This is a genomic window from Streptococcus sp. HMSC072D07, assembly GCF_001814835.1.
Lineage (GTDB): Bacteria > Bacillota > Bacilli > Lactobacillales > Streptococcaceae > Streptococcus.
This window is the reverse complement of sequence record NZ_KV818066.1, coordinates 172670-187900: the sequence shown is the minus strand read 5'-3', so window position 1 is coordinate 187900 and position 15231 is coordinate 172670. Positions and strand designations below refer to the sequence as shown.

Annotated in this window: 15 protein-coding genes and 1 pseudogene; 9 read left to right on the top strand and 7 right to left on the bottom strand. The window is 42.7% G+C overall.

The genetic code is table 11. The features are described 5' to 3' along the window. Nucleotides 1-93 precede the first annotated feature (93 nt). The gene (locus HMPREF2991_RS05755) at nt 94-849 is read left to right on the top strand and encodes a hypothetical protein (protein WP_044021488.1); all 756 of its coding nucleotides are present in this window, start codon (nt 94-96) and stop codon (nt 847-849) included. Between the two features lie 37 nt (nt 850-886). Here HMPREF2991_RS05755 and uvrA read toward each other — a convergent pair whose 3' ends face one another. Next, nucleotides 887-3712, bottom strand: a complete 2826-nt coding sequence (gene uvrA / locus HMPREF2991_RS05750) for an excinuclease ABC subunit UvrA (protein WP_070569376.1) — start codon at nt 3710-3712, stop codon at nt 887-889. Between the two features lie 136 nt (nt 3713-3848). On the opposite strand from uvrA, the gene HMPREF2991_RS05745 reads away from it, so the two are divergent. From HMPREF2991_RS05745 to HMPREF2991_RS05725, 5 genes are all read left to right on the top strand, one after another. Further along, on the top strand, nt 3849-4793 hold the full coding sequence (locus HMPREF2991_RS05745) for a magnesium transporter CorA family protein (protein WP_000815617.1): 945 nt from the start codon (nt 3849-3851) through the stop codon (nt 4791-4793). A gap of 11 nt (nt 4794-4804) precedes the next feature. Then, nucleotides 4805-5482 (top strand): DUF1129 domain-containing protein, encoded by a 678-nt coding sequence (locus HMPREF2991_RS05740; RefSeq protein ID WP_070569379.1) that lies wholly within the window; start codon nt 4805-4807, stop codon nt 5480-5482. A 15-nt stretch (nt 5483-5497) separates the two neighbouring features. After that, nucleotides 5498-5845: a TfoX/Sxy family protein gene (locus tag HMPREF2991_RS05735; RefSeq protein ID WP_070569383.1), complete on the top strand. Its 348-nt coding sequence runs from the start codon at nt 5498-5500 to the stop codon at nt 5843-5845. Nucleotides 5846-6158: 313 nt separating this feature from the next. Then, nucleotides 6159-7193, top strand: coding sequence for a S66 family peptidase (locus HMPREF2991_RS05730; RefSeq protein ID WP_042767657.1), 1035 nt, complete (start codon nt 6159-6161; stop codon nt 7191-7193). Between the two features lie 73 nt (nt 7194-7266). After that, nucleotides 7267-7530, top strand: a complete 264-nt coding sequence (locus HMPREF2991_RS05725) for a SemiSWEET family transporter (RefSeq protein ID WP_000166112.1) — start codon at nt 7267-7269, stop codon at nt 7528-7530. 71 nt (nt 7531-7601) lie between these two features. On the opposite strand, the gene HMPREF2991_RS05720 is transcribed toward HMPREF2991_RS05725, so the two are convergent. From HMPREF2991_RS05720 to HMPREF2991_RS05705, 4 genes are read right to left on the bottom strand one after another with little or no spacing between them, the layout of a single operon-like run. Then, nucleotides 7602-8276, bottom strand: a complete 675-nt coding sequence (locus tag HMPREF2991_RS05720) for a CPBP family intramembrane glutamic endopeptidase (RefSeq protein WP_000987418.1) — start codon at nt 8274-8276, stop codon at nt 7602-7604. Continuing rightward, the gene (locus HMPREF2991_RS05715) at nt 8277-8837 is read right to left on the bottom strand and encodes a DNA-3-methyladenine glycosylase I (protein ID WP_070569386.1); all 561 of its coding nucleotides are present in this window, start codon (nt 8835-8837) and stop codon (nt 8277-8279) included. 9 nt (nt 8838-8846) lie between these two features. Next, a complete protein-coding gene (gene ruvA, locus HMPREF2991_RS05710) occupies nt 8847-9440 on the bottom strand; it encodes a Holliday junction branch migration protein RuvA (RefSeq protein WP_070569389.1) in 594 nt (197 codons plus the stop codon). Between the two features lie 12 nt (nt 9441-9452). Beyond that, nucleotides 9453-10685, bottom strand: a complete 1233-nt coding sequence (locus HMPREF2991_RS05705) for an MFS transporter (RefSeq protein ID WP_000657470.1) — start codon at nt 10683-10685, stop codon at nt 9453-9455. Nucleotides 10686-10857: 172 nt separating this feature from the next. Here HMPREF2991_RS05705 and HMPREF2991_RS05700 point away from each other — a divergent pair, with 172 nt between their 5' ends. Further along, nucleotides 10858-11355 carry a helix-turn-helix domain-containing protein gene (locus tag HMPREF2991_RS05700; protein ID WP_042903010.1) on the top strand — a complete coding sequence of 166 codons (498 nt, stop codon included), beginning with the start codon at nt 10858-10860 and terminating at the stop codon, nt 11353-11355. A 153-nt stretch (nt 11356-11508) separates the two neighbouring features. Here HMPREF2991_RS05700 and mutL read toward each other — a convergent pair whose 3' ends face one another. Next, nucleotides 11509-13458 (bottom strand): DNA mismatch repair endonuclease MutL, encoded by a 1950-nt coding sequence (gene mutL / locus HMPREF2991_RS05695; protein WP_042903011.1) that lies wholly within the window; start codon nt 13456-13458, stop codon nt 11509-11511. Nucleotides 13459-13771: 313 nt separating this feature from the next. Here mutL and HMPREF2991_RS05690 point away from each other — a divergent pair, with 313 nt between their 5' ends. Together HMPREF2991_RS05690 and HMPREF2991_RS05685 are read left to right on the top strand one after the other, a co-directional pair. Then, nucleotides 13772-14212: a LytTR family DNA-binding domain-containing protein gene (locus HMPREF2991_RS05690; RefSeq protein WP_042903012.1), complete on the top strand. Its 441-nt coding sequence runs from the start codon at nt 13772-13774 to the stop codon at nt 14210-14212. Beyond that, nucleotides 14209-14667, top strand: a complete 459-nt coding sequence (locus HMPREF2991_RS05685) for a DUF3021 domain-containing protein (protein ID WP_042903013.1) — start codon at nt 14209-14211, stop codon at nt 14665-14667. The genes HMPREF2991_RS05690 and HMPREF2991_RS05685 overlap by 4 nt, the downstream gene beginning before the upstream one ends. Nucleotides 14668-14719: 52 nt before the next feature. Here the strand turns inward: HMPREF2991_RS05685 and HMPREF2991_RS05680 are convergent. Then, nucleotides 14720-15231, bottom strand: a pseudogene (locus HMPREF2991_RS05680) (IS3 family transposase); the annotation flags it as partial.

Below are 15231 nucleotides of genomic sequence, written 5' to 3'. Positions count from 1 at the left end.
AATACAATCTATATAGCTAAGATTAGATAAAATTGACATTTGAAAGCGCTTAATGTATAATTTCTGTTAAACAAGAAAGAATGAGGTATCGATATGAATAAAACAGAATTGCTGTTACAAAGACTAGATGAGATTGGTCAGTCTCTAAAAGATTCGAACCAAGCACTAGCTTTGCTGGCGCTTGGTTCTTGCGGAACAGAAAGAGAACGATTGGATCAGTACTCAGATTTAGACTTCTTTGTTATTGTAAAAGATGGCTACAAGCAGACCTATATCCAAGACCTAACCTGGTTAAGTAAGCTAGAACCAATTGCATTTCACTACCAAAATACAGTGGACGGACATAAAGTTCTATTTGAAGATGATGTTTTTTGTGAATTTGCTGTCTTTGAAGCTCACGAACTAGTAAACATTCCCTTCTCTGAAGGCAAGATTATCTGGAAGGAGGTCGGTTTTGATGAAACAATCTGTCAGCCACAAAGACTGCCATCAAAAGAAAACAGAGATCGTGAATGGCTGTTGGGAGAAATTTTATGTAATCTATATTTAGGGCTAGGTCGCTATCAGCGAGGCGAAAAATTAGCTGCTTATGATTTAATACAAAACAGATCCGTCAAGCTTTGGACTGAACTAATCAGTTTGGAAACAACTTCTAAATCTAATTTTATAGATATCTTTAATACCAACAGACGATTTGAAGAAGGTTATCCAAAGGAAGCCAAGCAATTACCTCACTTTTTGCAAGGTTACGAACGCATTTCTGAGTCTGCTCAAGCACTCCTAGAATATCTGGATAAACACTATTCTCTTAACCCATTTATAAAAGAAAAAATTCGTAATTTATTATAAAAAAGACTCTGCCTAAAAAAGCAGAGCCTTTTAAATCTTATTTTAACTTTCCTTTCAAATAGTGTCCTGTGTAGCTGGCTTCATTGGCCGCTACTTCTTCTGGTGTTCCTGTTGCGATGATGGTTCCACCACCGACACCGCCCTCAGGCCCCAAGTCAATGATATGGTCTGCAGTCTTGATGACATCCAGATTGTGCTCGATGACGAGGACTGTATTTCCATCGTCGACAAAGCGAGCTAAGACTTTAAGCAAGCGAGCGATGTCCTCAGTATGAAGCCCTGTCGTTGGCTCATCCAGAATGTAGAAGGATTTTCCAGTCGAGCGTTTGTGGAGTTCACTAGCCAACTTCATACGCTGGGCTTCTCCCCCAGAAAGGGTGGTAGCCGGTTGCCCTAGCGTTACATAGCCCAGCCCTACATCCTTGATGGTCTGGAGTTTACGTTGAATTTTCGGAATGTGTTGGAAAAATTCCACCGCATCGTTGACGGTCATGTCCAAGACCTGCGAGATATTCTTTTCCTTATAGTGGACTTCTAGGGTTTCACTGTTGTAGCGAGTCCCGTGGCAGACTTCACAAGCCACGTAAACATCTGGCAAGAAGTGCATCTCGATCTTGATGATTCCGTCACCCGAGCAGGCTTCACAACGACCTCCCTTGACGTTAAAACTGAAACGGCCCTTCTTGTAGCCTCGAATCTTAGCTTCATTTGTCTGAGCAAAGAGGTCTCGTATATCGTCAAAAACTCCCGTATAGGTAGCTGGGTTGGACCTCGGCGTCCGTCCGATCGGGCTCTGGTCAATGTCAATCAAGCGGTCTACATGCTCAATCCCTGTAATCGTCTTAAATTTACCAGGCTTGTCTGAATTGCGATTGAGCTTCTGCGCAATGGCTTTTTTGAGGATGCTGTTGATTAAGGTCGATTTCCCTGAACCTGACACACCTGTCACCGCGATGAATTTTCCTAATGGGAAGCGAGCGGTAATATTTTGCAAGTTGTTCTCACGCGCACCTGTCACTTCGATAAAACGACCATTTCCGGCACGGCGCTCTTCTGGTACTGGAATCGCTCGTTTTCCTGATAAGTACTGGCCTGTGATAGACTTGCTGTTGCGAGCCACCTGCTTGGGCGTTCCTGCAGCGACAATCTCTCCACCAAAAACACCAGCACCCGGACCAACATCAATCAGATAATCCGCCTCGCGCATGGTATCTTCATCGTGTTCCACCACGATGAGAGTATTGCCCAAGTCACGCATCTTTTTCAGACTAGCAATCAGGCGGTCATTATCCCTCTGGTGAAGACCAATCGACGGCTCATCCAGGATATAGAGGACACCTGATAGGTTGGACCCAATCTGGGTTGCCAAGCGAATACGCTGACTCTCACCACCTGAAAGGGTTCCTGCCGAACGTGATAGAGTCAGATAGTTAAGCCCTACGTTATTAAGGAAGGTCAATCGATCCTTGATTTCCTTGAGAATAGGACGAGCAATGATGGCTTCATTTTCAGACAGGATCAGCTGGCTCACTAATTCCAAATGGTCTGCGATAGAAAGGTCTGAGATTTCACCGATATGGGGTCCTTGCTCGCCACCCACACGGACAGACAAAGCCTGGTCATTGAGACGATAGCCGTGACAAGTTCCGCAGGTTAGCTCATTCATGTAGAGGCGCATCTGGGTGCGCGTGTAATCACTGTTAGTTTCATGGTAACGGCGCTTGATATTATTGACAACTCCCTCAAAAGGAATGTCAATGTCGCGCACACCGCCAAATTCATTCTCATAGTGGAAATGGAATTCCTTGCCATCTGAGCCATAGAGAATCAAGTTTTTATCTTCTTCTGACAAGTCTTCAAATGGCTTATCCATATCCACTCCAAAGGCTGTCATGGCTTGTTCCAGCATATTTGGATAGTAGTTGGATGAGATAGGATTCCAAGGTGCTAGGGCACCCTCACGCAAAGTTTTGCTGGTATCAGGAACCACCAAGTCAACATCCACCTCCAGCTTGATGCCCAAACCGTCACACTCACTACAAGATCCAAAAGGAGCATTGAAGGAGAAGAGTCGAGGCTCTAATTCTGGGACAGTAAAACCACAAACTGGACAGGCATAGTGCTCAGAAAAGAGCAACTCAGAATCGTCCATAGTGTCAATAATCACATAACCTTCTGCGATACGAAGGGCAGCCTCAATGGAGTCAAAGAGACGGCTACGGATACCCTCCTTGATGACAATACGGTCTACCACGACATCAATATTGTGTTGCTTGCTCTTAGACAGCTCTGGAACTTCGGTAACATCATAGACTTCCCCATCCACACGGACACGGACATAGCCGTCTTTCTGAACCTTTTCAATGACACTCTTATGTTGCCCTTTTTTCTTACGAATGACAGGAGCTAAAATTTGCAGACGTTGGCGTTCTGGCAACTCCAAAATCTTATCCACAATTTGCTCCACAGAAGAAGCCTTGATAGCCCCATGCCCGTTGATACAGTAAGGCGTCCCCACACGTGCGTAGAGGAGACGCAGATAATCATTGATTTCAGTCGTCGTTCCCACGGTCGAACGAGGGTTTTTGCTGGTGGTTTTCTGGTCAATGGAAATAGCTGGGCTGAGACCATCAATGGCATCCACATCTGGTTTTTCCATATTTCCCAAGAATTGTCGAGCATAGGCTGATAGACTCTCTACATAGCGACGTTGTCCCTCCGCATAGAGGGTATCAAAGGCCAGACTGGATTTCCCAGACCCTGACAAACCAGTCACAACAACCAGCTTGTCTCGCGGAATCTCCACATCAATATTTTTTAAGTTATGGGCACGTGCCCCATGAATCACAATTTTATCTTGCATCTTTGTTCTTTCTAGTCCATTATTGCTTTCCATTATACCAAAAAATGTGAAATTCTATTACCCAAAAAGCTGTTTTTATAGTATAATAGTACGGTGCAAAAAATGAATCACTGAATAGTAGGAAAGGATAGGGGATATGAAACAAGTTTTTCTCTCAACAACAACGGAATTTAAAGAGATCGACACGCTTGAACCGGGTACTTGGATCAACCTCGTCAATCCTACACAAAATGAATCGTTGGAAATCGCTAACGCCTTCGACATTGACATTGCCGACCTTCGAGCACCACTCGATGCGGAAGAAATGTCCCGTATTACCATCGAAGATGAGTACACTTTGATCATCGTGGACGTTCCCATCACAGAGGAAAGAAACAATCGTACCTACTACGTTACGATTCCGCTGGGGATTATCATCACAGAGGAAACCATTATCACCACCTGCTTGGAACCCCTCCCCGTTCTCGATGTCTTTATCAACCGTAGACTGCGTAACTTTTACACCTTCATGCGTTCACGCTTTATCTTCCAGATTCTCTACCGCAACGCCGAACTTTACCTTACGGCCCTTCGTTCGATCGACCGTAAGAGTGAACAGATCGAAAGTCAACTTCACAAATCTACTCGAAACGAAGAGCTGATTGAGCTCATGGAATTGGAAAAGACCATCGTCTATTTCAAGGCCTCACTTAAGACGAACGAGCGCGTGATTAAGAAATTGACTAGCGCAACTAGCAATATCAAGAAATACCTAGAAGACGAAGACCTACTCGAAGACACTCTGATTGAAACCCAACAGGCCATCGAGATGGCAGATATCTATGGAAATGTCCTTCACTCTATGACAGAGACCTTTGCCTCTATCATTTCCAACAACCAGAACAACATCATGAAAACCCTGGCTCTCGTGACCATTGTCATGTCTGTCCCAACCATGATCTTCTCAGCCTACGGGATGAACTTCAAGGATAATGAAATCCCTCTAAACGGTGAACCTCATGCCTTCTGGTTAATCGTCTTTATCGCCTTTGCTATGAGTGTTTCGCTCACTCTCTATCTCATCCATAAAAAATGGTTCTAAGAGGAATCCCTATGTCTCAGATTGATTTACAAAAATTAACTAAGAAAAACCAAGAGTTTATCCATATCGCTACCCAACAATTTATCAAAGATGGTAAAACAGACGCTGAAATCAAGGCTGTTTTTGAAGAAGTCATTCCTAAAATCCTTGAAGAGCAAGCCAAAGGAACGACTGCACGTTCCCTCTACGGGGCTCCAACCCACTGGGCTCATAGCTTCACTGTCAAGGAGCAATACGAAAAAGAGCATCCAAAAGAAAATGACGATCCAAAACTCATGATTATGGACTCAGCCCTTTTTATCACCAGTCTCTTTGCATTGGTTAGCGCTCTGACTACCTTCTTCTCTACAGATCAGGCTATTGGCTATGGCTTGATTACCCTCTTGTTGGTTGGACTTGTAGGAGGACTTGCCTTCTACTTGATGTACTACTTTGTCTACCAGTACTATGGACCAGACACAGATCGTAGCCAGCGCCCTCCTTTCTGGAAATCAATCCTCGTCATCCTCGCTGCTATGCTTCTTTGGTTGGTTGTCTTCTTTGCAACAAGCTTCCTACCAACCAGCCTCAATCCAGTCCTTGCTCCATTGCCTTTGGCTATCCTGGGAGCTGCCCTTCTCGCCCTTCGCTTCTATCTCAAGAAACGTTTCAACATCCGAAGTGCAAGCGCGGGCCCATCACGTTATTAAGAAAAGTGAAAAGCTATGGCATATAGTCAATCCTTAGCTCAGCAGATTCGAAAAATTCTAGCGCTCAAACTTCCTCCCCAAATTTTCGAAGAAGAGTTAGAAGAAAAGAGACTGTTTGGTGGCCTTGCCTTTATGATTCGTGGGAAAATGGTCCTTACAGTCAGTTCCAGAAAAGACGAGCTGGTTATGGTGAGAATTGGCAAAGAAATGGAAAAGCAAGTTCTACCCCGAACAGGAGCTCGTACTACATTGATGAGAGGGCGACCTTATCATGGCTATATAGACCTAGATATCGAAGGTCAAAAAGAACTTCCTTACTGGATTGATTTAGCTCTCTCCTATAATCAAGAGTTGACCAAGTAACTCATATCTAGCGAGATTAGAAAAACGAAAAGCAACTGCACAGGCGGTTGCTTTTTCACTTGCTTTCTTGAAATTCAATAGAACTTCTGAGTCTGATTCTTATAGTTTTCTTTCATCTTTTGTGATAAAATAGGCTCATACTCAATGAAAATCAAAGAGCAAACTAGGAAGCTAGCCGCAGGTTGCTCAAAGCACTGCTTTGAGGTTGTAGATAGAACTGACAAGGTCAGTAACATATATACGGCAAGGCAAAGCTGACGTGGTTTGAATTTGATTTTCGAAGAGTATCAATCTATTTCTAGGAGGATGAGATATAGTTTCTACTATTGGTATTGTTAGTTTGTCTAGTGGCATTATCGGAGAGAATTTTGTCAAACACGAAGTCGACTTGGGTCTCCAACGTCTCAAGGATTTGGGACTCAATCCTGTCTTTTTGCCCCATTCGCTAAAAGGGTTAGACTTTAGCAAGGACCATCCGGAGGCGCGTGCAGAAGATTTGATGCAGGCCTTTTCTGATGATAGCATCAACATGATCCTATGTGCCATCGGTGGGGATGATACCTATCGCTTGCTACCTTATCTTTTTGAAAACGACCAGCTTCAAAAGGTTATCAAGCCAAAGATTTTTCTTGGCTTCTCGGATACCACTATGAACCACCTTATGTTGCACAAACTAGGGGTCAAGACTTTTTATGGGCAATCCTTTCTAGCAGACATTTGTGAATTGGACAAGGAGATGTTGCCCTATAGCTTTCACTACTTTAAAGAACTGATTGAGACTGGAAGAATCTCAGAAATCCGCCCTAGCGACGTTTGGTATGAGGAACGAACTGATTTTAGTCCCAAGGCCCTGGGAACAGCTCGTATCAGTCATGTAAATACAGGCTTTGATTTGTTACAAGGAAATACCCAGTTTGAGGGAGAAATTCTCGGCGGTTGCCTTGAATCCCTCTATGATATCTTTGACAATTCTCGATACGTAGATAGCACGGAGCTCTGCCAAAAGTACAAACTCTTCCCTGACTTATCCGACTGGGAAGGAAAGATTCTTTTGTTAGAAACAAGCGAAGAGAAGCCTGAGCCGGAAAACTTCAAAAAGATGGTGCTGGCTTTGAAAGAAACTGGGGTATTTGAGGTCATCAGTGGACTCTTGGTCGGAAAGCCAATGGATGAAGCCTTCTATGACGACTATAAAGAGGCACTAATGAGCATCGTTGACAGCAATATCCCAATTGTCTATAATCTAAACGTTGGGCACGCCACACCAAGAGCCATTGTACCCTTTGGCGTCTATGCTTATGTGGATGCAAAAGAGCAAGTCATTCGCTTTGACTATAACAAAAAATAAACAATTTCTCCATTTTTATGCTTTTGTATTGATTTTCGCTAATTTCTATGATATCTTTTTGAAGGAGGTGTATATGACTAAACAAAAAATAAATCAAATTGTCGGTTCAATCGGGGCCTTTATCGGGATTATTGTATTTATCGCCTACATCCCACAAATTTTTGCCAATTTACAAGGCAACAAAGCTCAACCATTCCAGCCTTTATCCGCAGCAGTATCTTGTTTAATTTGGGTTATTTATGGATGGACAAAAGAACCTAAGAAGGATTGGATACTAATTATTCCAAACTCAGCTGGCGTTGTCTTAGGTGGACTGACATTTCTTACTGCACTATAAAAGTTACTAGCATATAATCAAAAAGCTGAGAGGAGATTCTCAGCTTTTTCTCTTGTATAACTACTAAAACGTCACATACTACTGATAACTAAAATAATCAAGGGAAGGCTATTGCCTAACATATGAACAACTAGAGGATAATAAATATTCTCTTTTTCTTTCACATAGATGATAGAAAAGGCAATGCCTCCACCTAGATAACCGACTGCACTGACCCACTCTGATAAAGCCAAACTGTGCATATGAGTCAGAGCAAAAACAAGTCCTACCAGAAGAATGCTTAGCCAACTTGACAGACGTTTCTGCAAGTGATGTAACAAGAGCTGACGGAAAAAGAGTTCTTCCACAAAAGGTCCTATGATACAGGCGAAAACTGCTATCAGTATTGGTTGTTCTTGAAAGGTACTTTGAATATTCGACTGGTTTAGACCTTGTCCGACTAGCCCAAAAAACTGCTTCAACATCTCTGATACAAATTCAAAGACAAAAGTCATCAGAAAGAGAAAGAGCCATCCTGTTAAGACGCAAAAGAAGAATTTCCTTTTAGTCTTTCTAATCTCATTCCATTGTTTGATCAATCGATCCTTAAACAAGAAAGAGCCATATAGAGCTAGTACTACATAAACTAGATAATTTGCAATAGCAGATGGCATCAAGAAAGCCAGCAATTTAACTCCATCAAATACAAAGAGAACTGTATAGAGAATCGCAAAAATCAGAATTCCCTTATTTTTGTTAGACATCATTTAATTCCCCTTCCACTCGCAATCATTCTCGTGGTCATCAACCAGGCCTGCCGCCTGTAGAAAAGACAAAACTGCGACTGGACCTGTAAACTTGAAGCCTTGTTTTTTGAGATCTTGAGACAACTTTTCAGACAAGGCTGTTTTAGCAGGTGCTAGGTGATAGTCAGGAACATCATTCACGATCGTTTTTCCCTCAACAAAGGACCAGAGATAAGCGTCAAAAGAGCCGTAGGTTTTCTGGACTTGCAAAAATGCTTGGGCGTTGGCACGTGTCGCAAAGAGCTTGGAACGATTTCGGATGATGGCTGGATTCTCTAACAAGGCTTCCAACTCGCCATCTGTCATTTCCGCGACACGTTGAACTTGGTAGTTGTAAAAGACTTCTCGGAATCCTTGGCGTTTGTTTAGTACCGTTTCCCAAGATAGACCCGACTGGTAAGTTTCCAAACAAAGCAACTCAAAAAGAGCACGGTCATCATGAAGGGGTTGGCCCCACTCTTCATCATGATAGGCCACATATAATGGGTTGTTCATTTTAACCCAACCACAGCGTTTTGTCATAAAAATCTCCTATTTGACCAACATTTTAAGGGCCGACTTGATATAGTTCTCAGCTGTATCCGTCGTTCCTTCAAAGAATTTCTTGATTTTCTTGAGCTCGGTTGCCTTGTAGCCCAGTGCCAACATGGCTTCCATAGCTTCTTCCAGTTCTTGGTTTTCAGCGCTGGTTTGCACTGCCACCTTGGCAGGAAGGTCATCACTAGCCACGACTACCTTGCCTTCCAAGTCCAGCACCATCTGCTGGGCTGTTTTCTTGCCAATTTTAGGGAACTTGGTCAAGTAGGTGATGTTCTTAGTCTCGATCGCCTGAACCAAACCAGCATTGTCATCGGCAGCGATAATAGCAAGAGCTGATACAGGACCAATCCCAGAAACCGAGATCAGACTAAGAAAGAGCTTCTTCTCATCTTCTGAGCGAAAGCCGTAAAGCAGATGGGCATCCTCACGGACAACTTGGTGCACATAAATCTGAGTTTCTTGATTAACCCGACCTGAGTAAGCATAGGGATTGGCTACATGCAAGATATAACCGATACCATTTGCCTCAAGGATGATATATTTAGCAGTGATTTTGGTAATGATTCCTTTTAGATATTCGTACATAATTTTCACTTTCTATAATTGATTTGCAATTCCTTGTAAATGCGCTGCTCTGATGATAAGAAGCAACCCAAGTACTGCACACACAATAAAAACGAGCCAAACACCTACAGCACCTGTTGCAGCGCTGATAGAAATCATCGCCCCCGCTAAAATAGACGCTAAAGGCTGCGCCATATTAAGGAAACCTGAGTAGGTTCCGAGCTTATTCTCATTCATCATTTCCGCCCGCAAAACTTGGCTTGGCGGCATGCAGATGAGTTCCCCCATAGTATAGAGAATGGCTAGCAAAAACAGAGCCCAGAAACTCCTGAAGACAATGGTGAAAAGCATACCCAAGTCAAAGATAATACTTCCCAATAAAAACTGCGGTATGAGCTTCATTTCCTTGGTCAAACGATTGGCAGTCGTTATGAAGCAAACAATAATCAGGGTATTGATAAAGACCATGATACTGAGCATCTTAGCTCCTGAAATATGAATACCGAAAATACTACTCGCGATGAATGACTCTTTCAAATGAACGGGTATATAATTGTCAATTTGCAACCAGATAACTCCATTAAATACAGTCCCTAACGTATAAAGTAGGAAAATTTTGTCCTGAAAAACAGAAACATAATTTTTCACAGTTGCCAAAGGACTGCTACCATGCTCAAAGACCAGATTAGCTGGCTTGCTTTCTGAAAAATATTTCCAAGCGAGGAAAAAATTCAAGAAGCTAATCACCGTCAAAACCAGAAGCAACTCAAAAAAATGGTGGTCGTAAAAGAAACCTGCAAGCCCTGCTCCTAACATAACGGATACATTGACAAACCAATAACTAATCGTATAAACGAAACGGCGATTTTGCTCGTCGGTCAAATCAATAATCATCGCATCAATAGCCGGCCAAGAGAAAGTTCCTGCGGTCTCTGCCAGCAACATTCCGACAAAAGTCAAAAAGGGAAAAATATGATTAGGCATATTTGCCAGCAGCACAAGAAAGTAGCCACTCGCAAGACCAAAGTTTCCCCAGTCAATGACTTTCTTACGTCCCCAAAGATCCGCCAAATGTCCACCATACAGCCCAGCTAAAAAACCAATGAGTTTGGTTGTGATCATCAATAACCCCGCCCAAAAGGCTCCAAAATATTGAACATAGTACATGGCCATAAAAGGAGTAATGGCACTCTCTAAAATCCGTGCTACAAAGCTCATCCATTCCCGCATTTGAATTTGCTTGGGGAGGGCAAAAAATTCTTTCATCTTTCATTCCTTTTTCATAATTTCTTCGCTTTTTCTTACCTAGTATATCATATTTTTTTGCTGAAAACTGCAAACACAAGTGCAACCTCTGGTTGACAAATAGTACAGGAGATTGTATTCTCATAATAAGTAAAAATTGTTAGGATAAAAGAAGAAAAAGGAGGATAGAGTGATGAAACTCGCAGAAAAACTATTTGAGCTCAGAAAGGAAAAAGGTTGGTCCCAAGAAAAGCTAGCAGAACAAATCAATGTTTCTCGGCAAAGCATCTCCAAATGGGAGTCTGGACAAGTCCTTCCTGAAATTGAAAAAATCATTGAAATAAGCAAGATTTTTCAAGTGACAACTGACTATCTCTTACTGGATGAAAACTCTGAAAAAACTTCTACAGAAGTGATCTTGGAGGGAGACAAGGACAAATACTATAAAAAGGTTAAATCCTTTGGTCTCTGGCAGGTGATTTATATTTTCGTATTGGCTCTGGCTATCTATCTCTTTTTAGCTGGTTCTAGTTTTCCAGCTGAATTCACTGCTTGGATCTGGCTGACCTTCGTTCTCTTGATTGCGTCTGCAGTTGCTATCAACAAGGCTCTCAAAACCAAACAACGTTATCTTGATAGGGTAATTGGCCTTGAGAATCATTCAGACCATGACGACTCTACAAAATCTTGAATCACCTAGTTCAGTTTTCACAACACTTTTTATAGGACTGGTCTTGTCAAGCAAGTGTAAACCTCGTGTCAACTTGCCCATGTCCAATCAAAGTTCCCACTTTAATAAAATTTTAAAGCCTTGTTCGAAAAGGAACAAAGGCTTTTTGTGTTCTTAATATTTTCCCAACTCACGAAGACTCGTATGATTTTCCTGAATGCGTCGGAACATCTTTCCCATATCCGACTTGGTGAAATGCACCAAAACAGGACGTCCATGCGGACAGTTATAGGGGTTGTCACATTGAGAAAGCTGATAAAGGAGCTGTCTAGCTGAGTGGTCGTCGATACGATGGTTGGCCTTGATAGACCGCTTGCAGGACATCATGATGGCTAACTCTGCTCGGTATTTTTTGATCGAAACTTCCTTGGTCAAGAGCAGCATGTCGCACATTTCATAGATGCCTGACTCAATCTCTTCTTCTGACATCCAAATAGGATGTTCACGCAGTATAAATTGATTTTCTCCGTACTCTGCTAAAAATACACCCACTTCCTCCAAAAGTGCCATTCTTTCCTTGAGACGAAGAGCATCATCTGCAGGAAATTCAAAGATGTAGGGCACTAGGAGTTGCTGCTGGCTCTGGTCAACATTGCCGATGCTTTCACGGTATTCCTCGTACTTGACTCGTTCCTGAGCCGCGTGCTGGTCTATGATGTAGAGTCCATCTCGCCCTTGGGCAAAAAGATAGGTCCCGTGCATCTGTCCGAAGAACTCCAACTCTGGGAAACTCGATGCTTCTTCTCGCTCCAGCTTATCATAAGCCTTATCGAGGCTAGCAAGATCTAACTCTGGATGGTCTAATTGGCCATAGTTAGCAGGCTTTCTCTCTGCAAAATGCAGTTTTGCTGGCTTAGTCAATTGGTCTAAAGTTTCTTTAGCAAACAGGGGTAGGTCCCTACCCTCCTCAGTTAATTCAACCTGGTGGTCAGCCACCTCAGCTTGACTAGGTTTTGAGAGTTCTGTTTTTTCATAGTAAAGCGTATTTTCTTTGAGTGGGAGAATAGTTTGCTCTACCTTTTGACGATTGCGCACGGTCGACTTGGCAAGATTTTCTAAAGCATCAGGAATCAAGGCTTGTTCCTTGAGACTATTTGAAATAGCTTCTGAAAGCAGCGCCATCAGTTCTCTTTCCTTAGAAATCCGCACTTCTTGTTTGGTTGGATGCACATTGACATCAGCTAGATAGGGGTCAATATGGATGTGAATGACAGCCAGTGGAAAACGCCCTACCATAAGCTTGCTTCCGTAACCATCCAAAATAGCACGGTTGAGCAAGAAGTTCTTGATATAACGGCCATTGATGAAGAGGCTGATATAGTTACGATTTGCTCGGGTTAATTCAGGTAAAGACACAAAACCTGTAATTTCAAAATCTAAGTCAGAGTTCTCAATTTCAATCATCTTCTTGGCACTCGCCAAACCATAAATCCCTGCGATGGCTTGTCGCAGTTGACCAGTCCCTGCTGTCCGCGTCATTTCCTTGCCATCACTGATTAAACTAAAAGAAATCTCAGGATGAGCCAATCCCAGACGGTTGACAATATCAATGATATGAGACAGCTCCGCTTGCTGGCTCTTCATATACTTGAGACGGGCAGGTGTGTTGAAAAAGAGGTCCTCCACACAAACTTTGGTCCCCACAGGACTAGTCGCTGGGATGACTTCCTCAACTTCACCCCCACGCGCAACGAGCTTGGTCCCATGACTCGCACCATCCACCGCGGTCAACAGAGTCAAGACACTGACAGACGCGATAGAGGGCAGGGCTTCACCACGAAAACCAAGCGTCCGAATCCGAAAGAGGTCTGCTTGATTTTTTATCTTACTGGTCGCATGACGACGCAGGGCCAACTCCACCTCATCGTGGGCAATTCCATGACCATTATCAGTGATTTGAATTTTCTTGAGACCAGCTTCCTCAATCTCAATGATAATCTGGCTAGAACCCGCGTCAATGGCATTTTCTACCAACTCTTTGACTACACTGGCAGGACGTTCGATAACCTCCCCTGCCGCGATCTGGTTTGCCAGCACCTCTGGCAATTCAATAATATGAGACATCTTTCAGCCCCTTTCTGTATCTATTTTCCTAGAAATTGATTAGTGCTATTATACCATATTTCATATGTTACCAGAAAAAGCAAATACCACATAGACTCCAAATCTCTCCACATAGACAAAAGCTCTTGCCATGGGTCGTAAAATAGTGGTATACTCAATAAAAATCAAAGAGCAAACTAGAAAGCTAGGCGCAGACAGTACTTTAGTACGGCAAGACGACGCTGACGTGGTTTGAATTTGATTTTTGAAGAGTATTAATAAAGGTGTACAAGAAGTGAGATTAACCTTGTATAACTGAAAAGGAGGGAAGTTTATGAAAGTAGAACTACAGATTAAGGAGACGTACAAGGAAGAAAAGCTGATTGTCCAAGCACCTCAAGAAACCAAAAAAGTCCAAAAAGTCATCGAATTTGCTGAAAATCTTGACCAAAAAGAAACAATCAAAGGAAAGATTGATGATCAGGTCTATCTAGTTAAGATTGGTAAGATACAACGCTTCTATATCGAGAATCGCAAGGTTCTAGCAGAAACGTCGAGTCAGACCTACAGCATTGATTTGCGACTCTATCAAGTTCTTGAAATTCTACCGACCACTTTTATCCAAATTTCCCAATCTGAAATCGTCAATATCGACTCCATCTCTCATCTCAAGCTCACGCCCAACGGTCTGGTTGAAATTTTCTTAAAAAACGAAAGCTTCACCTACTCTTCACGCCGCTACCTAAAAACCATCAAGGAGAAATTAGAACTATGAAAAAACAAATCTTTCACGATGCAGCCGCTGGTGTACTTATCGGCCTCATCCTCTCTATCCTCTTTTCACTCATTTATGCCCCAAATACCTATGCCCCACTGAGCCCCGATTCTCTAGTCGGACAAGTGATGGTGCAACATCAGGTTCACGGTGCCTTGGCCTTGCTCTACTGTATGATCATCTGGTCAGCTATCGGAGTTCTCTTTAGCTTTGGCGGTCGCTTATTCAGCCGTGACTGGAGCTTGCTCCGTGCGACGCTTTCCCATTTCTTCCTCATGCTGGCTGGCTTTGTCCCACTGGCAACTCTAGCTGGTTGGTTCCCTTTCCACTGGACCTTCTATCTCCAGCTCATTCCAGAGTTTGCGATTGTCTACCTCATCATCTGGGCTATTCTCTATAAAAGAGAAGCTAAAAAAGTAGACCACATCAATCAACTTTTGGCCCATAAAAAGTAATAGAGAAAAATCCCACTCACAATGTACTGACCCCCAAAAGTTGGACAAATAATTATTGAAAGGATTTAGTTCTGTATTGCACAGGGCTAAGTCCTTTTAGTTTTAGTTTGACTTTGATTCGTTTGTTATTGTAGTAATCTATGTAGTCCACAATAGCTTGTGTTCAAGGCCCTCTAAAGACCTAAAGTGCTTCTCATAACCGTAAAACTTCTCAGACTTAAGAATGCCAAAGAAGGACTCCATCATGCCGTTGTCTGGGCTGTTACCCTTACGTGACATGGATGCTTGAATTCCCTTATTCTCTAGAAACCGATGATAAGAATCATGTTGGTATTGCCAGCCTTGGTCACTATGGAGAATCGTATTCTCATAGTGTTTCTCTGTGAATGCCTGTTCTAACATCGTTTTTACTTGTTCTAAACTAGGCGAACAAGAAAGATTAAAAGCAATAATTTCGCTGTTAAAGCCATCTAAAACTGGTGATAAGTAGAGTTTTTGACTGCTTGCTGGAATGGCAAACTCTGTCACATCCGTATAGCACTTTTCCATTGGCCTCGATGCTTC